Genomic DNA, 15,889 nt, shown 5'->3' on the forward strand with positions numbered 1-15,889 from the left:
GGCGTGCTCGCTTTTGGTAGTTAACAAGAAAAAGGCGAGGACTAGAACATGATTTATATTCTTGGTAGTATCGGCGCAGGTAAGACGTCGCTGACAAAATTGCTGTCCGCAGACTTAGGGACACCAGCTTATTATGAAGACGTAGAAGGCAACGGCATGATTGCCAAGATGTTGCAAAAGTTTTACGCAGCTGGTGAAGATAGTCGTAAAACGACCGGGACGATTTTGCAGATTGCGTTCCTGACGTTCCGCTATCAGCAGTTGAAGAAGGCCGTCATGCAGGAAAACGCCGTGCTGGATTCCTCCCTAGAGTCAGACTTCGTGATGGCTTCCCAGTTACACCAGAACGGTGAAATTGATGACGTAGACTTCAACATCTACGTGACCTTGTCACAAGAAATGCAAGCCAACGTCAACGGGAGCCCGTGGAACGGGTTACCAGACCTCGCCGTTTACCTGCAAATTGACCCTGACCATGAAATTGACGAGATTCAACACCGTGGCCGGGAAATGGAAGACATCCGGGAGAAGCCGGAACTGGTTTCTTACTACAACCGGGTCAACAAGGCGTACCGCGAATGGTCTAAGGGCTACACGCGTTCCACGCTCTTAACTGTCGACCGCGACAAGTACGACTTTGTGAACGACCTTGCTGACCGGAACACGGTCTTGAACCAGATCGAACAGCAGCTGGTTGATTTGGGCAAGCTGTCTCCACAGCGCTTTGCTGAAATCAAGGAGCACCGGACCGTGCCCGTCGAATAATAACGTTAATTGTAGGGGTGCCATTCCGCCACCGGTTTAACCGGTAGCATGCGGGGCGGTGCCCCTTTTTTAATGCGCGCGCCCAGTGCACGCGTGGTGCCGTTTTTTTAATGTTTTTTTGTCGTTGATAAGTCCCGATGATTCGCTATAATGTGGTGGATAATTTACCGTGAGCAGTCAATCGCGGTACGGGGAGACGAAAAGTGATGTTGGCAGTAACTGGCTTTACTTGGGTCGTGATGACCTTTTTCAGCGTGGCGTTTATCGCTCTATTGCAGCAATTGATGCACTGGATCGATTGGGACGTTGAAGAAACGGTCACCTGGCCGTGGCGTCACGAACTGGCGTATACCGCCTTCTTAGCGGTAACGACGACGGTTATTTTGAGTATGGTCGACGTGTTGCCACTGCATACGGTGGGGTTAATTTTGACCAACTGCGTGTTGCTGATCATGACGACGTACAATAACGTGATTATGACGTTGCGGAACAAATTACTGGCGACCGGTTGGACCTTCGCGTTGATCAGCGTACATTTTGGTACCATCAGTTGGACCGTGACGCTCCTGTTTATCGGGTACGCATTATTGCTATGGTTAGAACAGTTACGGTTTGTGCCGTTTGACACGCACCCCGTGGTCACCATCTTGGTGCAAGTATACCTGGGCGCAGGTTTCTGGGTGCTGGCCGACCCGACCTACCGGTTGCAGGGTAATCTGCTCGTTTTGCTCGTCAGCTTTGGCCTGAGCGTAGTTGCCTGCTATGTTTTCACGGTACTGTTGCATAACGACCACGTCAGCAGCATGGACAGTGCCCGCAATGCTCGCACGGACGGGCTGACGGGAGCCCGTAACTGGATGAGTTTTCGTGATGATACCCTGCAATTATTCCAAAGTGGCACGCCGTACGTCATTATCGCTCTGGATATTGACCACTTTAAGCAGATCAACGATACGTACGGGCACTTGGTGGGTAACCGTACCCTGGTGAGCTTTAGTAGCACCATGCAGATGCTGCTTAGCGACGTGGATGCCCGGGCACGGCTCTACCGCACGGGCGGCGAGGAGTTTATGGTGGTGTTGCCCGAGACCACGCTGGCGACGGCGCGGGGGTTGGCGGAACGCTGCCAGTTTGCTATCCGCCAATTGCAGATACGTACCGATGATGGGCAAGTGGTCCGCATAACCGCATCGCTCGGGATTAGTGCCACTGTCCCCGGTGATGAACGGGCCAACGCGGTGTTCCGCCGCGCCGATGGTCAATTGTACCGGGCTAAGCAGGGCGGCCGCGACCGCATCGTGGGTGGTCGATAAGCTGACCCATGTTAAAATGAACTGCGAGTATGAGTGCATGCCGCAATGGTGGTGCCAATGAGTGATTGGCAGGGTACTTTGAACGCTGCGACCCGCAGCACCAACGGAACGGTCAGGATAGAACGGAGGTAGCAGTGTGCGTAAAATCGAAAGCAAGGCCCAGATGGTGGCGGCGCAAGGACCGCTGTTTGCTTGTCCCGTGTGCCACGCACCGTTGACGATGGTTGGCACCAGTCTGGTGTGCCCACAGCACCACCAATTTGATCTGGCCAAAAAGGGGACCGTCAACTTTCTCAACGCCCCGGTGGCCACCGAGTACGGCACGGCCATGCTGGCAGCCCGACGGCGGGTCTTGCAGGCGGGGTTCTTTGATCCTTTCGTGACGCGCATTGCGTCTGCGTTGACGCCGGACGATCGGTTCCTCGATATCGGTTGCGGTGAAGGGACGCCCACCGTTAAATTGGCGGCGCACGGAGCGACGGGTATCGGCTTCGACATTTCGGCACCAGCCATCAATTTGGCCGGGGCGCTTGATAGCACGGTGTTCTTCTGCGTGGCGGACCTGGCACGACTGCCGTTTTTGGCGCAGACGTTCAGCGCCATCATCGACCTCTTTTCGCCTGGTGCTTACGCGGAGTTCAACCGGGTGTTACGCCCCGGTGGCCGGATCTTCAAGATTATTCCGGACGCAGATTATTTACGGGAGCTGCGCCAAGGCCTATACGCCGGTACGCCCAAAGGCAGTTACAGTAACGCCAAAGTATTGGACCGGTTCCTGGAGGTCTATCCTCACGCCACGGTGACGCCGATTACTTATGACTTTGCGGTGACACCGGCACTGTTTGCTGACGTGGTGGCAATGACGCCGCTGACGTGGCAAGCCCCGGTGGATGCCAAAACCGCGCTCCTGGCGACGCCACCAGCCAGTGTGCACGTGGCGGTAGATTTATTGCAAGTGCAGGTAGATTAGGGGGCATTGGCAATGGGCAAAATTGAATGGCGACCGGTGCGGTCCATGGCGGATCGGCACACGGTTTTGGACCTGTATCAGGGAGCAGCAGAGTATTTCCGCAACAATGGTGATCCGTACCCAGACCGGGCGATGGTGGAGCATGATAGGACTGCCCGTCCGGACAACGTGCCAGCCGACCAAAAGCACTTTGGTATTTTGCAATTGGCTGGCGCGAATATCGGCGTGTTGGACTTACTGGATGGCTACCCCGACGCGCAGACGGTGTATATTGGCTTACTGCTACTACCAGCGCAGTACCAACACCAGGGTCTGGGTACGCGCGTGGTGACCGGATTGGCCCAGCATTTTGCTGCCGCTGGTCGTCGGCAATTGCGGGTGGCCGTTGTGACCACTAACCAAGCGGTCCGGTCGTTCTGGCTAGAACGTGGGTTCCAGGTGGTGGGTCAAAGCCGGGCGGCGCTGACGCCGCGAAACATCCAGACCGTGGACGTAATGGATTTATCACTCAAATAGTTTTTATCCGAGGTGCTTGGTAGTACGTTTTTTTCGACGTGCTACGGAGCACCTTTTTAGTTTTATGGACCACATTCGGCGCGGGGATGGGTACACCAGGTGCAAGCACCACGTGGCGGATTTTATGGTTGGTATCCACCACTACCCGTGCTTAGTGCCAAGCTGAGGTTAATTTGGTCTAGTTACTTGGTACATACGCAATGGCGTTAGGCCGGGGACTAGCGCCCATATTGACAAAATTGGGCTGGACCAAAATTTATGAAAAATGGTAAAGAAAGCGGTACCGGGTGGCCGGGGCTGACCAGCCGTGGCACAATTAAGCTATCTAGTAATCACAATTACTTGCTTGAGTGAGAGGGGTTGGCAGCATGGTTGAACTTTGGGTAGCACGGCACGGCCAGACTGAATACAACGTGCGTGGCATTGTGCAGGGGATCGTGGATTCACCGCTGACCACCAGCGGTATCAACGATGCCATGGCGCTCGGGCGCGGATTGGCGGCTGCGGGCATCAACTTTGATGCCGCCTACAGCAGCAACTTACGCCGCGCGGTGGAGACGGCCAATCTGGCCCTCACGGCGGCACACCAACGGCTAACGGTGCACAAGTGGTTTGGCCTGCGGGAACAAAGCTTTGGTGTATTTGAAGGCCACAGCGAAGCGCAACGCGCCGCCGCGATGATCGAGCTGACCAAGAGCACCGACCGCTTTGGGCAACCCGAGTTTACCGTGGACCAGGTGGCCGAGTTATCCCACGTGGCTAACTGTCGGTGGGGCATGGGTGGTACGGAGAGCGTCGCCACTATTCAGTAACGTTTTAACGACACTGTGGGCATCATCGCCCAACGTGCCGCTGCGACCCACCAGGACAACGTGCTGTTAGTTAGTCACGGGGCCGTGATTTGGTTGTGGCTGGCTAGCTTGGGCATGCCGATGGACAGTGCCGCCATTGGTAATGCGGCCGTCGCTCACGTCAGTTACACGCAAGGGGCGTTTCGATTGCGTAGCTATAATGACCGCCGCTTTGTGTTGGCCGGCGCCGAGCGGTGGGACAACGCGATTATGGGGTAATTAAAAAGGTAGTACATTCATTCATTGAGTGGACGTACTACCTTTTTTTTGATTGTTAAACGATGCGTGGTAAGACGGAACGGCTAAAGTAATAACCCTGACCGTACTTAATGCCCATGGTGCGGGCTAGCTTCAAGTCGCGGTCGGAATCGATGCCGTGCATGACGAACGGCAAGTGGTGACTTTCCGCCAGGTTCCGCCATTCGCTGATCTTGGCGAACTGCGTGGGTGAGTACCCATCCGGTCCCGGTTGGTCCATCGTGAACTTCACCATGTCAACCTGATCGATCACGGCGCAAGCGTCGGCGTAGGAAATGTCCCAGCCGGTGTTGGCCAAAGCAATGTGGATACCGTACTGGCGGTAGTCACGTGCCACCTGGAGGAACGTGGCTTGGTCGGGGATAGCAGTTAGCTCGATGGTAAACGTCACGTTGGCGTCGCGGTTGAATTCAATCAGTCCGTCGTGGATGGCGGTCGTTTGTAACTCGGCCAACGAGAAGTCGCCGTTGAGGCGGTGTACGGACAGTTGCTCGGCTACGTGCATCAAGATGTGGGTCAACGTAGAAGCACCCACGTTGAAGTCGTCGGCTCTGCGCCACTCGCCATCATCGTAGGTCCGTAAGCGTAATTCGCTCGCAAAGACGTCAGCGGTATTGATGTTGACGATGGGCTGCGTGTAAAACGCGTACGTCAGCGTGACTTCGCGCAGGTGACTGGTTTCCGGTGTTTGGTCGTTCATGGTGATACAGTCGCGGCCACGTTGTTTGGACAGGTACAGGTTATGGTCAGCCCGTTGAATGATATCGTTCACCGACTGGTCACCGGGGTGCCATTCCGTCATGCCCATGGAGACGGTGAGGCGGTTGCTACGTCCGTGGTAATCAAAGTGGGCGCGGCGGACGGTTTCCAAACATTGCTGGGCCGTTGGTAGGAACTCGTCAGTAGTCTGGCCTGGCAACAAGACGGCAAATTCTTCGCCGCCGGTACGGTAGAGGCGGTAGTTCGCGTCAACGTCCTGCAAGAAGTCCTCCAATAGGGCCGCCATGTGGATCAATGCGGCGTCACCAGCGGGGTGGCCGAAGGTATCGTTGACGTTTTTAAAGTTGTCGATGTCCATGGCGAGGATGGTCATAGGTGCGTGATGTTGTTGGGCGTCGGCAAATTCCTGGTTGGCGTCGGCGCGAAACTTGCTGAGGCTACCCGCGTTAGTCAAAGTGTCGTAGTTGACCTTGGCAGCCAACGCTTCTTTGGCCTGGGCCTCACGCTGATCGTGGGACCACGTGATGAAGGCGTAAGCATTCATGACGAGGTACATCAAGGAGTAACGCACCTGGATGGCGATGGTGGTCCCAGGCATGTGGTACCAGAACAGGCAGCAGAGCCATAGGGCAAAGATGGTGTTGGCCCACCAGCGGTAGTGCACCGTATTGCGGATGGGGTAGACCACGGCGGCGGTGAGTGCCAATAGGGTACCAACAGCTAATGCGGTCGGGTCCAACCACGGGTGGTTGACCCACCAAAAACCGAAGATGACTAGCCACCGCAGTACGTAGTGCGGTGCAGCTAGATCATCCGCTAAGACTGGGTACGCAATAATCAGTAATTGTAAGCTCATGTACAGGTGCTGGCCGGTGGGCACGGTCATGATGAGGGCTTGCAGCAGCAGCGCAATCACGATGGTGACCAGCGCCTGCGGAACGGGGGTGAGCCGACGGTACCAGGGGGCGTTGCACATGGCCATGTACCCAGCCACAAAAAAAGGAACCTAACAAAATGTGGCCAAGCCAGATGCTGAGCATGTTGTTTTTCCCCCTTAGCAACGATGTAGTGTCTAGTTCTAAATCTACTCGTTCCCAGCGGTATGTAAACGAGCAAATGAATGGATGCGGCTAATCAGTAGGAAATTAAAGCATTAATTGGTACACATTGCGCAGATCTTGCGGGTCGTTATCCATGCGCACCACGCCTGAGTAAGTAAAACCGGCTTTGAGCAGTACGTGCTGCATCCGCTTATTTTTAACGTGGGTGTCAATGCGCATTTCGCGGAAGTCTAAGCGGTACGCCTCACTGGTAAGATTGCTGAAAAAGAGGTCACCCAAGTGGCACCCGCGTGACCAGGGGCGATAGCAATGCGGTGAATGGTGGCGTAGTGGTCACTAGTGCCGGGTTGCCAGGCGCCGTCGTAAATGGTGGCGTAGTTAGGGTCGGCAGCCTGGAATAAGGTAGCGGTGCCCACGATTGCGTGGTTCGCGATGAGCAGGTAGGTGTACTGGCGGTCAATGTCTCGGGTCACGTCGTCCTTGGTGGGATAGGCGCCCTGCCACTGGGGGATGCCGTCCGCGGCGAGCAGGTGCTTCGCCTGCTGGATGATGTCCATAATGGCGGGCACATCAGTGGTGGCGGCCAGACGAATCATTACACTAGTCATACTGTGATACCTCCAACAAAAATATATGCCCCCATTCTACTCCATGTTCGCCCCGGCCGCGCCACAACTGTGTGATTACTGTATACCGGCACTGGTAGGGGGAGTGGTCTGGGGCACTGCGGCTTTCCCAATGAGGGCGATTAGTGGTAAATTACAAGTAATTGCCATTTTCACAGTCTAGTTTTCATTCGGAGGTTAATCATGGACCACTCATCGGATAATGAGCCACATTATCACGTGCCGCTTTCACAGCACCACCACATGTCGATTCCCTGGCATAACTTGGTGGTGAACCCCCACGCACCCGTGACCGAGAGCAGTTTGACCGAGCGCTCCAGCATCGTTGGGCGCGTCGGCATTATTATGCTGTCGTGTGGGACGGGGGCTTGGCGGGTCCGTGAAGCCATGAATACCATCGCGCGGCATCTTGGCCTCACGTGTGCAGCGGACGTCGGGTTAGTATCCATCCAGTACACCTGTTTTGAAGGCCACCGCCACTATTCCCAAACTCTGTCTCTACCTAAGAGTGGTGTGAACACCGACAAACTCACGGCTGTGGCCCAGTTTGTGGCCCACTTTGGCGATGAATCGCTGGGATTGACTGCTCATGAGATACATCTCCAGTTGGACCGTATTCAGCAAAAGCCAGGCAACTTTAGCGCCTGGCAGGTAGGGTTAGCTTCAGCTTTGGCATGTAGTGCCTTCGTTTTTCTGCTCGGTGGTGGGCCCATCGAAATGCTGTGCTGCTTCGTTGGGGCGGGCGTCGGTAACTACCTGCGTCGGCTGATGGGCGAGCACAGCATTACCTACATCGCTAGCACGGCGGTCAGCGTGGCTGCCGCCTGCATCTCCTACCTGCTGCTGTTTAGCGCGTTGCGGCTCGGACTACACGTGGCACCGGCGCATGAAGCTGGTTACATTGGCGCGATGTTGTTCGTAATTCCCGGCTTTCCGTTTATTACCAGCGGGCTGGACATCGCCAAGCAGGACATGCGGTCGGGCCTTGAGCGCATGGCGTACGCCATTAACGTTATCGTCGTGGCGACCCTGACTGGCTGGGTAGTCGCGATGCTGGTTCACTTCCAGCCGGCTAACTTCATCGCCCTGGATCTCAGTACGGGGACGTTGCTGGTATTCCGGTTGCTGGCCAGCTTTTGTGGGGTGTTTGGTTTCTCGATTATGTTTAACAGCCCCGTAAAGATGGCAACCGTGGCGGGGTGCATTGGGGCTGTTGCGAACACGCTGCGGCTGGAACTAAGCGACGGGCACGTCCCGGCAGCGGCGGCCGCCTTTATTGGCGCACTGGTCGCTGGACTCCTAGCATCGCTCATCCGTCAGCGCATGGGTTATCCCCGGATTTCGCTAACGGTGCCGGCCATCGTCATCATGGTGCCGGGATTGTATATGTACCGGGCCGTGTATAACCTGGGCCTGAACAACTTTGCGGTCGGGGGTTCCTGGTTGATCAAAGCTGCGCTGATGGTCGTAGCCCTGCCGCTGGGCCTCGCCGCAGCACGAATTATTAGCGATAACGAATGGCGCCATTGTAATTAGGTGGTGCCGCAAAGACGCGGTTATCCCGCCAAGGGGCCGCGTCTTTTTATGGTCCCAGTGTTGTCCGTCATGGCTGTGATGGTGGGGCGGCTCTGATATAATTAAGTCAGTGATTAAATTGGTAGGGAGGTGGGATCCATGCGTAAGCAGCGACGGTGGCATTTGCGCCGCGTTCCGCGCACGGCCGTTATCCGTAAAATGGGAATTTCTGCGGATGACCAGCGACGGGTGCGCGAAAGTCCGCAGCCACTGGCACGAGTAGCAGCGGCGCGGCGGGCCAAAGTCTGGGCGTTTCTCGTCCGGGCGTGGCGACGTTATAGCGATGCGGAAATCAGTACGCGTTCGGCGTCCGTCACGTACTACACGGTCTTGAGTCTCTTTCCGTTACTCATCACGGTGGGGAACCTCTTGCCCCTCTTTGGCTTGAGTTACAACAACATCTCGCAGTACTTGGTCCAGGTGGTGCCGGCGCGCATTATGACTTGGCTCAATCCCATCATCAAGAGTTTACTGACGAGCACCAGTGGTAGCGTGCTGTCCGTGGGGGCAATCGCCACGTTGTGGACCGCCAGTTTGGGCATCACGGAACTCAAGAACGGCTTTAACCGTGTGTACGGCGTAAAACCGGCGCAGAACTTCATCATTAAGCGGCTGGTGTCCATGCTGCTGTTACTGACGTTGGTTGTCGTCATGGGCGCGGTCTTGCTGGCCTTTACCTTTGGCAACCAGTTCTTGGAGTGGCTCATCCCGTTGCTGGGCCTGGACGACACTTGGATCCGCGCCTTCAACGATTGGCGCTGGCCGGTCACCGTGGTCGCCATCGTGGTGGTGATCGTGATCGCCGACTACGCGTTGTCTAACGTGAAAATCAAGTTACGCTTCGTCCTCCCCGGTGCGGCTTTTTCCGTGGTGACGCTGTTGGCGGTAGCGCAACTGTTCACGTTGTACATGCGCTACTTTGGGACCCGCTACAGTTCTTACGGGACGATTGGGACCGTCATGGTGTTGATGCTGTGGCTCGACCTGTCCGCCATGCTGCTGATTATCGGCGCGCTGATCAATGCGACGGTGGCCGAGTACTTTCTCGGCGCCCACACCAGGCTCGGGGCAAAGTGTACGACTTGGTGGACCACCAGCGGCGCGAGTTACGCTAAATTTGGTTGAACAAACAAATAGGGCGTTGCCACTACCAACCGGTAAATAGTTGGTAGTGGCAACGCCCTATTACGTAGTCCTTATGCTTGGGTGGTAGCCCGCTTCTGGCGTTTAAAGAGGCGCAGAATCTTTACGGCCCAGACGTAGTTTCCGTACGTGATGGCTGTTGCGTAGGCACCCAGGTCCGTGGACCCAGTCCACTTGTAAAAGCCAGGGATGAAGAGTTGCTCGTTGATCAGGTCTTCGATCTGCTGGATAACTTTCGCGTGGGATTCCTCCAGTGCAGTCTTGGCATCGGCTAACGTGTCGTCCTGATGCTCAGCCAGAATGTGCTGATTGAGGGCGGCGTAATCTTGCCACGTGTATGGCCGTGGTAGGAAACGCACGTGGTGGCCGTCCAGATTACTGTTACTCCACTTCAGGTACATTTGTTGCCACGTGGAGAGGTGCACCAAAACGTCGCGAACGTTCCGCTCGGGGATGTTAAAGTTGAATTCGCCCGTCGCCCCTTGCTCCGGTAGCGAGTTGATCAAGTTCCAAATTTTGTCGTATTCTGTACGCGCTGCAACCAATAGTTCTTTTCGTGATTCAGGTTTTGCCATTACCGCTCCTCCTCCATCAAAGATACATATTAGTAGACTATTCCAAGTACATAATGAATCTTTTTGTAAGTGTTTGCAAGGGTCGAAAAGGCTGGGTGGCGTTATTTTTATTATGCGTTTTGTGCGCTGAACGGCACCAAATGGCCACATATCTTTTACTCACCGTTATTAAATTTTGTTTTTATCTTGTGATAGGTGCGGTTAGTAACACCACATTTTGGGTAAAGCAGGATGGCGTTGGGCATAAAAAAACCACCTGACGCTACGCATCAAGTGGGTGTGGGTACAAATCAAATAATTAACGTACTACGGTTGAACGTCACTCCGTGGCGTCTTCATCGACGGCATCCGGGTAAATGATGGCGTACGTTTCGTCCTCGGCCTCATCGTAAATGGTCTCGGGGATACCCCCGGTGCACCGAATGATGAGGTGATAACCGAAGTGATCAATAAAGGTCAGCGCGTCCCGGGTGACACCAACAATCTGTCCGGGTAATTGCTTGTTATCAATTATGATATCGAGGTTTGCGTTCACGGCCAAACGGTGGCGGCGGTTAGTAGCACTGTCGATAAAATCAAAGCTGCCTTCATAGATCTGGGCTAGCGCCAACGCGGGATTGCTGTCCGCGTCACTAGCGTGGTGATTCCGATGTGCGTTAATCGATCGTAAAGAGCGCCAGATATTGACCATGAATTTATACCTCCTTCTTCATCATGATAGCACCATGGCCGTTATTTGCGACGGCAATTTCATTAAATATTTTTGACAGATTCGTGTCTGTCGTCGTGATCGGTGAAAGTTGGTGGTTGTAAACGGCGGCTTTGTTTGTTTAAGCCTATTCTGGAGGTTGTGTAAACTGTTACAATAAGAGAAAAATTAATGCGTTTACAACAACGGATGTACCTAGAGGAGGAGCACGTATGTTACGTTTAGGTATCATTGGTACCAATTGGATTACCAAGCAGTTTATTGATGCTGCCCAAGGGACGGGCCGGTTTGAACTAACCGCTGTATATTCACGCCGCCTAGCCAAAGCCCAGGAATTTGCTGCCCAGTACGAGCAGGAAGTCGGGCTCTTTGACGACCTGCACGCCTTTTTCAGTAGCCCTGATTTCGACGTCGTTTATATTGCCAGCCCCAACAGTCTGCACGCACAGCAGACGCTGGCGGCGGTGAATGCCGGTAAGCACGTCATCGTGGAAAAGCCGATGGTGGCCAACGTGGCGGACTTTGACGCGCTGGATGCGGCCATGGCGGCCCACCCGGACGTCTTTGTGTTTGAGGCTGCACGTCACATTTACGAAGACAACTTCCACCGCGTGCGTCAATTTGTGGATAGCCACGAGGTCACGGGGGCCACACTGGTTTACATGAAGTATTCCTCCCGGTACGATGCCTACCTCGCCGGTAAGGAGCCGAACGTCTTTACCACCAAGTTTGCGGGGGGTGCAATGATGGACCTAGGGGTTTACCTGGTCTATGCCGCCATTGGTTGGTTTGGTGTTCCGACGCACGCCACCTACCTGCCGACTATGTTGCAAAGTGGGGTAGATGGTACCGGTGTGATGCACTTGAGCTACCCTGACTTTGATGTCAACATGATTTGTGGCAAGACCACGCAGAGCTACTTGCCTTCCGAAATCTACTTTGGCAAGGATACGCTGCGGCTGGACGCACCCGAAAGCATCACCCAGATGGACTTCACCACGCCGGAAGGTACGGCCCAACTGGCTGGTCCCCAGGAAGACAACCCAATGGCTCCCGAAGCGGCGTTCTTTGGCGACACCATCACTAGTGGCGACCACGCGGCGGCAGCCCGGCAGTTACAACTGGCGCGGCAGGTGCACCAGGTGATGACGGATATGCGCTTAGCCGCCGGCGTTAAATTTCCGGGCGACAAACAGTAATTTTCTGGTAGAATAAGAGCCGGAGCAACACGGAACTAGGCGCACGCGGCCGGGCGGAAGGGATCCGCCACGCCGCGTGCGTTGTCTATAAGGAGCATTTATGACAGTAGCAACACCATTTCAATCACTCTGGGCTAAGGCCGGCTTTAAGGCCGAAACGCCCATTCAGGCGGCTGTGGCGGCACCTTTGCGCAACGATCAGGACGTCATTGGCCTGGCCCCCACCGGCTCGGGGAAAACGCTGGCCTTTGGGTTACCATTACTGGAGAAGGTCACGCCGGGTGATGGTATTCAGATTATCATCCTCTCGCCCTCCCAGGAATTAGCAATGCAGACGCGGGATGTCCTGCAGCCATACGCGCAGGCAATTAACGTGCACGTCACCGCCATTACTGGTAGTGCCAACGTGGCGCGACAAAAGGAACAGTTGAAAAAGCATCCCGAGGTCATCGTGGCGACGATAGGTCGGTTATTGGAACTGGCTGACGACGGGGTCGCCAAGCTGCACAACCTCGAAACGATGGTCATTGACGAGGCCGATGAGTTGTTACGCGACCCCGGCTTGGGTCAAGTGCGTGACCTGTTGGAACACGCTCCGGGTGAACTGCAGCTGGCCTTTTTCTCGGCTACGGACGGTCCCATTCTGCACGAACTGCACAAGTGGTTTGGTATCGAGCCCGAAGTGATTGACGTACGGGCCATCGACCATACGCAGGGCGCAGTGCAACACTACTTCCTGCGTGGCGGTCGTGAACACCAGGTGGCCTGGTTGGGGCGGTTAGCCCACACCGAAGGCTTCCAGGCGTTGGTCTTCTTCAACAAGAATGCCAGCATGGAGCGCACTGCTAGCATTTTGCGGCACCAGCACATCAAGTTTGCGGTGCTGTCCCGTAACGCGCGGGCGCAAGAACGCAAGCAGGCGATGGTCGGCTTCCGCAAGGGCAAAATCAAGTTGCTACTGGCCACCGATCTGGCTGGTCGTGGCTTGGACTTGATCCGGTTGCCCGCCGTGATCAACTTTGAAGTGCCGCGGACGGCTACGGCGTACATCCACCGGGCTGGCCGTACCGGCCGGATGGGCAATCCGGGGACGGTCATCACGATGGGGGATGACCACGATTTCCGTGATTTGAAGAAGCTGGTTCCTCAATATAACGTTCAGCGCGCTTACGTGGGCAACCACGGATTGACGACGGAGCGGCCAGTGAGTGAGACGCCGCCAGTACGGAAGGCGTCGGCAGCCGCTAAGACAGCCACGACCGGTGTTGCGGCGACGAATACGCGCAACCATGGCGAGCGCCGTACGCTCACGGCGGGTGTGACAGCATCAGAACCCAAGCGGCGCCCACACAAGAAGAACCGGGCGCGGAACCGTAAGAACAAGGGTAAGCCCAAGAAGTAGTGGTCGGTAGAGGAGGTAGTGACGATGGCGCAATCCAGTGCGGATGAGATGATGACGTTGATTACGGCCGGGGCAAACGCCCGGGACGCGGCGGTGGCAGCCATGGCGGCTAGCCGTGCGGGTAAGTTTGCGCAGGCCGAGAAGCGGCTTAAACTCGTGGCTGGGTTTGTACAGCAGGCGCAGGACGCGCACAACCACTTGTTGACGCTAGAGGCACGCGGTGAACTACCTCAGGTCAAGTTGCTGTTGGTGCACGCGGAGAACTACTTGACCAACGCCACGACGATGCAGGCGGTCGCAACGGAGTTCCAGGCGGTGTACCAACGGTTAGCGGCCGCAAATATTTAGGATTGATTGACGCTCACAGTGCGTTGTGGCACAGTTATCTAGTGAGCTTTTCCCGCACCCCTAGCTCAGCAGGATAGAGCGACCGCCTCCTAAGCGGTAGGTCATCGGTTCGATTCCGATGGGGTGCAGAGCGCAAGCAAGGGCGGTCAGCATCCGCAGATTAACGTAAAATCGCCTAGTCATCTAGTTTGAGGGATGGCTAGGCGATTTTGTGTTAGGTGTAGGGTTCTGCCCTCGATTGCGCATTAGTGAGGAGTTTATATGTTTGGCAACGCCAGTACCACTGCTCCCTAACTCCGAAAATCAAACAGAAAACAACAGCCATGTATACCCCTAATTTTGGTAAAATAATGTTTCCCACCGAAAAAAATGGCCCGGACAATCCTCTGTCCGGGCCATAAGTAATCTACGCTAATATTATTTTTCTAATTTATGGTCGAATATAGGCGTAACCGGCCTGTTGTTTTTGTGCTAATTCAATAACGCCGACCGGTACCACCGTCACGCCTGCTTGCAGTTGCCGCTGATCAATGTGGCGCTGGTTCAGCGAGTTGGCACAGACCGCCACGACGGTGCCAGCTTGGGCTACTGGCGTTAGCTGGACGTCACTACCGGTCTCGGCGCCCCTTACGGCGTCACCATTGGCGAGAATCTCGACGTGTGCCGTCTGCTGGTGCGCAGTGAGCCACTCATGGTAGTGCATCACGTTGTTCAGTACCATTGGCCACTTGGCCATTTCGTCAATATGAAAAATAACATTCATTGCGTTTCCTCCCAACGTTTTATGCGGATTGTACAAGAATTTGGTCAAGCTCTGGCAACGAGTGCACCTCGCGGGTCGGGTGTAATGGTGTGGTGTTTTGCTGGCCGTGCAGGTTGACCCACACGGTGCGTAGCCCGTAGTTAATGCCGCCCCGGATGTCCGAGTTGAGGCCGTCGCCAATCATGATGGTGTTTTGCCGCGTGGCCTGGGGCTCCGCGGCAAAGATGGCGTCAAAGAATTGGTGGGACGGCTTATCGAACCCGATTTCCTGCGAAATAAAGACCCCGTCAAACAACGGCCCCAGGTGACTGTGCTGCAATCGTTGGTGTTGCGTGGTTGCCAGACCGTTGGTACCAGCCAGGATGCGAAAGCCGTGCTGGTGGAGGTCGATCAGGAGCGTTTTGGCTCCCGGTACGCGGTCGTAGCCGTGGTTGAGTTCCACGCGGTACGCCGCTTCCATATCGTGAGCGGGTGCCGGGTCGCGGCCAATGGCGTCCAGAAACGTTGCGAAACGGCGCGCAAAAATCTGCTCACGCGTGACGTGACCGCGCGCCAGCTCGTTCCAGAGGTGGGTATTGATCTGCTGGTAGGTGCGCTGAGTTTCATCGGTATAGGGGATACCGTACTGCACAAAAACGCGTTGCAGGCCGTGCAGTTCGCTGGCGGTAAAGTCTAGCAGGGTGTCGTCGAGGTCAAAAATCAGGTTCGTTGTCATATTCAGTATGCCTTCGCTTTCTTTGTGATTACGCCCAGTCGCCGTTGCGGAAAAGCGCGACCCGCTGACTGTCGCGGGCGATGCCAGCAATATTCATTTGTGCAGACCCCATCATGAAGTTCACGTGGGTGTCGGCCAGATTCACCTTGGCAGCCCCGGCGCGGTAGGCCGCGGCGACGATGAGGTGGGCCAGCTGAGCTCGGGTGACGTTGGTCTGGAGGTAGACGGTATCACTAGGTTTAACCGCGACGCCGGTCTCAACGGCCAGGTCAGTGTATTTCGCCAAGTTACGTGCAAAATTTGGTCAGGTCCTAACTCATTCCTCCTATTGTTAAGGAGCAGGCCGGGAACATAACAACTTGTGCATGTTATTGCAACCA

At 55.4% G+C, this 15,889-nt stretch carries 18 protein-coding genes, 1 tRNA gene and 2 pseudogenes; 12 read left to right on the forward strand and 9 right to left on the reverse strand.

Annotation, left to right across the window (positions count from 1 at the left end; genetic code table 11):
* The first annotated feature begins 48 nt into the window (after positions 1 to 48).
* From JCM13996_RS04800 to JCM13996_RS12885, 6 genes are all read left to right on the forward strand, one after another.
* Positions 49 to 765, forward strand: a complete 717-nt coding sequence (locus tag JCM13996_RS04800) for a deoxynucleoside kinase (RefSeq protein WP_054750073.1) — start codon at positions 49 to 51, stop codon at positions 763 to 765.
* Between the two features lie 206 nt (positions 766 to 971).
* Positions 972 to 2,078, forward strand: a complete 1,107-nt coding sequence (locus JCM13996_RS04805) for a GGDEF domain-containing protein (RefSeq protein WP_054750075.1) — start codon at positions 972 to 974, stop codon at positions 2,076 to 2,078.
* Positions 2,079 to 2,214: 136 nt separating this feature from the next.
* On the forward strand, positions 2,215 to 3,048 hold the full coding sequence (locus JCM13996_RS04810) for a putative RNA methyltransferase (protein ID WP_054750076.1): 834 nt from the start codon (positions 2,215 to 2,217) through the stop codon (positions 3,046 to 3,048).
* 12 nt (positions 3,049 to 3,060) lie between these two features.
* Positions 3,061 to 3,564 (forward strand): GNAT family N-acetyltransferase, encoded by a 504-nt coding sequence (locus JCM13996_RS04815; RefSeq protein WP_054750078.1) that lies wholly within the window; start codon positions 3,061 to 3,063, stop codon positions 3,562 to 3,564.
* A gap of 368 nt (positions 3,565 to 3,932) precedes the next feature.
* Complete coding sequence (locus tag JCM13996_RS12880; protein ID WP_054750080.1) at positions 3,933 to 4,376, forward strand: histidine phosphatase family protein; 444 nt, start codon at positions 3,933 to 3,935, stop codon at positions 4,374 to 4,376.
* Between the two features lie 15 nt (positions 4,377 to 4,391).
* Positions 4,392 to 4,634, forward strand: a complete 243-nt coding sequence (locus tag JCM13996_RS12885) for a histidine phosphatase family protein (protein WP_054750082.1) — start codon at positions 4,392 to 4,394, stop codon at positions 4,632 to 4,634.
* Positions 4,635 to 4,689: 55 nt separating this feature from the next.
* Here the strand turns inward: JCM13996_RS12885 and JCM13996_RS04830 are convergent, their stop codons facing one another.
* The 3 genes from JCM13996_RS04830 to JCM13996_RS04835 form a co-directional block, all read right to left on the reverse strand.
* Positions 4,690 to 6,375 carry a GGDEF domain-containing protein gene (locus JCM13996_RS04830; RefSeq protein ID WP_054750084.1) on the reverse strand — a complete coding sequence of 562 codons (1,686 nt, stop codon included), beginning with the start codon at positions 6,373 to 6,375 and terminating at the stop codon, positions 4,690 to 4,692.
* 163 nt (positions 6,376 to 6,538) lie between these two features.
* A complete protein-coding gene (locus tag JCM13996_RS12355; protein WP_263848859.1) occupies positions 6,539 to 6,673 on the reverse strand; it encodes a hypothetical protein in 135 nt (44 codons plus the stop codon).
* Positions 6,674 to 6,684: 11 nt separating this feature from the next.
* Complete coding sequence (locus JCM13996_RS04835) at positions 6,685 to 7,062, reverse strand: hypothetical protein (protein ID WP_225353472.1); 378 nt, start codon at positions 7,060 to 7,062, stop codon at positions 6,685 to 6,687.
* A gap of 201 nt (positions 7,063 to 7,263) precedes the next feature.
* On the opposite strand from JCM13996_RS04835, the gene JCM13996_RS04840 reads away from it, so the two are divergent.
* Together JCM13996_RS04840 and JCM13996_RS04845 are read left to right on the forward strand one after the other, a co-directional pair.
* Positions 7,264 to 8,616, forward strand: coding sequence for a threonine/serine exporter family protein (locus JCM13996_RS04840; RefSeq protein ID WP_054750087.1), 1,353 nt, complete (start codon positions 7,264 to 7,266; stop codon positions 8,614 to 8,616).
* Between the two features lie 198 nt (positions 8,617 to 8,814).
* A pseudogene (locus JCM13996_RS04845) lies at positions 8,815 to 9,770 on the forward strand (YihY/virulence factor BrkB family protein).
* A gap of 81 nt (positions 9,771 to 9,851) precedes the next feature.
* Here the strand turns inward: JCM13996_RS04845 and JCM13996_RS04850 are convergent.
* Together JCM13996_RS04850 and JCM13996_RS04855 are read right to left on the reverse strand one after the other, a co-directional pair.
* Complete coding sequence (locus JCM13996_RS04850) at positions 9,852 to 10,373, reverse strand: ClbS/DfsB family four-helix bundle protein (protein ID WP_054750089.1); 522 nt, start codon at positions 10,371 to 10,373, stop codon at positions 9,852 to 9,854.
* Positions 10,374 to 10,692: 319 nt separating this feature from the next.
* Entirely contained in the window at positions 10,693 to 11,064 is a 372-nt protein-coding gene (locus tag JCM13996_RS04855) for a DUF4828 domain-containing protein (protein WP_054750090.1), read from the reverse strand.
* Positions 11,065 to 11,294: 230 nt separating this feature from the next.
* Between JCM13996_RS04855 and JCM13996_RS04860 the strand changes: the two genes are divergently transcribed.
* The 4 genes from JCM13996_RS04860 to JCM13996_RS04875 all read left to right on the forward strand — a co-directional run bounded on the left by JCM13996_RS04860 (position 11,295) and on the right by JCM13996_RS04875 (position 14,159).
* Positions 11,295 to 12,281 carry a Gfo/Idh/MocA family protein gene (locus JCM13996_RS04860; RefSeq protein ID WP_054750092.1) on the forward strand — a complete coding sequence of 329 codons (987 nt, stop codon included), beginning with the start codon at positions 11,295 to 11,297 and terminating at the stop codon, positions 12,279 to 12,281.
* 100 nt (positions 12,282 to 12,381) lie between these two features.
* Positions 12,382 to 13,683 carry a DEAD/DEAH box helicase gene (locus tag JCM13996_RS04865; protein WP_054750094.1) on the forward strand — a complete coding sequence of 434 codons (1,302 nt, stop codon included), beginning with the start codon at positions 12,382 to 12,384 and terminating at the stop codon, positions 13,681 to 13,683.
* 24 nt (positions 13,684 to 13,707) lie between these two features.
* Entirely contained in the window at positions 13,708 to 14,031 is a 324-nt protein-coding gene (locus JCM13996_RS04870; RefSeq protein ID WP_054750096.1) for a PTS lactose/cellobiose transporter subunit IIA, read from the forward strand.
* A gap of 54 nt (positions 14,032 to 14,085) precedes the next feature.
* Positions 14,086 to 14,159: transfer RNA gene (locus tag JCM13996_RS04875), tRNA-Arg, on the forward strand.
* Between the two features lie 302 nt (positions 14,160 to 14,461).
* Here the strand turns inward: JCM13996_RS04875 and JCM13996_RS04880 are convergent.
* The 4 genes and pseudogenes from JCM13996_RS04880 to JCM13996_RS13165 all read right to left on the reverse strand — a co-directional run.
* Positions 14,462 to 14,794: a DsrE family protein gene (locus JCM13996_RS04880; RefSeq protein WP_054750098.1), complete on the reverse strand. Its 333-nt coding sequence runs from the start codon at positions 14,792 to 14,794 to the stop codon at positions 14,462 to 14,464.
* A 19-nt stretch (positions 14,795 to 14,813) separates the two neighbouring features.
* Positions 14,814 to 15,509, reverse strand: a complete 696-nt coding sequence (locus tag JCM13996_RS04885; protein ID WP_054750100.1) for a YjjG family noncanonical pyrimidine nucleotidase — start codon at positions 15,507 to 15,509, stop codon at positions 14,814 to 14,816.
* A gap of 28 nt (positions 15,510 to 15,537) precedes the next feature.
* Positions 15,538 to 15,654, reverse strand: a complete 117-nt coding sequence (locus tag JCM13996_RS13160) for an aminopeptidase (RefSeq protein WP_439646470.1) — start codon at positions 15,652 to 15,654, stop codon at positions 15,538 to 15,540.
* Positions 15,646 to 15,795 (reverse strand): annotated as a pseudogene (locus tag JCM13996_RS13165) (aminopeptidase); the annotation flags it as partial. The gene JCM13996_RS13160 and the pseudogene JCM13996_RS13165, both read right to left, overlap by 9 nt.
* Between the last annotated feature and the right edge of the window lie 94 nt (positions 15,796 to 15,889).

The organism is Lacticaseibacillus thailandensis DSM 22698 = JCM 13996, from assembly GCF_001312865.1.
Classification (GTDB): Bacteria; Bacillota; Bacilli; order Lactobacillales; family Lactobacillaceae; genus Lacticaseibacillus; species Lacticaseibacillus thailandensis.

What these genes read in the sequence shown, in the direction of transcription:
- JCM13996_RS04870 (WP_054750096.1), top strand. Translation starts at nt 13,708, where the DNA reads ATGGCGCAATCCAGTGCGGATGAGATGATGACGTTGATTACGGCCGGG.
- JCM13996_RS04865 (WP_054750094.1), top strand. Translation starts at nt 12,382, where the DNA reads ATGACAGTAGCAACACCATTTCAATCACTCTGGGCTAAGGCCGGCTTT.
- JCM13996_RS04885 (WP_054750100.1), bottom strand. Translation starts at nt 15,509, where the DNA reads ATGACAACGAACCTGATTTTTGACCTCGACGACACCCTGCTAGACTTT.
- JCM13996_RS04880 (WP_054750098.1), bottom strand. Translation starts at nt 14,794, where the DNA reads ATGAATGTTATTTTTCATATTGACGAAATGGCCAAGTGGCCAATGGTA.
- JCM13996_RS04855 (WP_054750090.1), bottom strand. Translation starts at nt 11,064, where the DNA reads ATGGTCAATATCTGGCGCTCTTTACGATCGATTAACGCACATCGGAAT.
- JCM13996_RS04800 (WP_054750073.1), top strand. Translation starts at nt 49, where the DNA reads ATGATTTATATTCTTGGTAGTATCGGCGCAGGTAAGACGTCGCTGACA.
- JCM13996_RS04840 (WP_054750087.1), top strand. Translation starts at nt 7,264, where the DNA reads ATGGACCACTCATCGGATAATGAGCCACATTATCACGTGCCGCTTTCA.
- JCM13996_RS04835 (WP_225353472.1), bottom strand. Translation starts at nt 7,062, where the DNA reads ATGACTAGTGTAATGATTCGTCTGGCCGCCACCACTGATGTGCCCGCC.
- JCM13996_RS04850 (WP_054750089.1), bottom strand. Translation starts at nt 10,373, where the DNA reads ATGGCAAAACCTGAATCACGAAAAGAACTATTGGTTGCAGCGCGTACA.
- JCM13996_RS04830 (WP_054750084.1), bottom strand. Translation starts at nt 6,375, where the DNA reads ATGGCCATGTGCAACGCCCCCTGGTACCGTCGGCTCACCCCCGTTCCG.
- JCM13996_RS04815 (WP_054750078.1), top strand. Translation starts at nt 3,061, where the DNA reads ATGGGCAAAATTGAATGGCGACCGGTGCGGTCCATGGCGGATCGGCAC.
- JCM13996_RS04860 (WP_054750092.1), top strand. Translation starts at nt 11,295, where the DNA reads ATGTTACGTTTAGGTATCATTGGTACCAATTGGATTACCAAGCAGTTT.
- JCM13996_RS12355 (WP_263848859.1), bottom strand. Translation starts at nt 6,673, where the DNA reads ATGCGCATTGACACCCACGTTAAAAATAAGCGGATGCAGCACGTACTG.
- JCM13996_RS12880 (WP_054750080.1), top strand. Translation starts at nt 3,933, where the DNA reads ATGGTTGAACTTTGGGTAGCACGGCACGGCCAGACTGAATACAACGTG.
- JCM13996_RS04805 (WP_054750075.1), top strand. Translation starts at nt 972, where the DNA reads ATGTTGGCAGTAACTGGCTTTACTTGGGTCGTGATGACCTTTTTCAGC.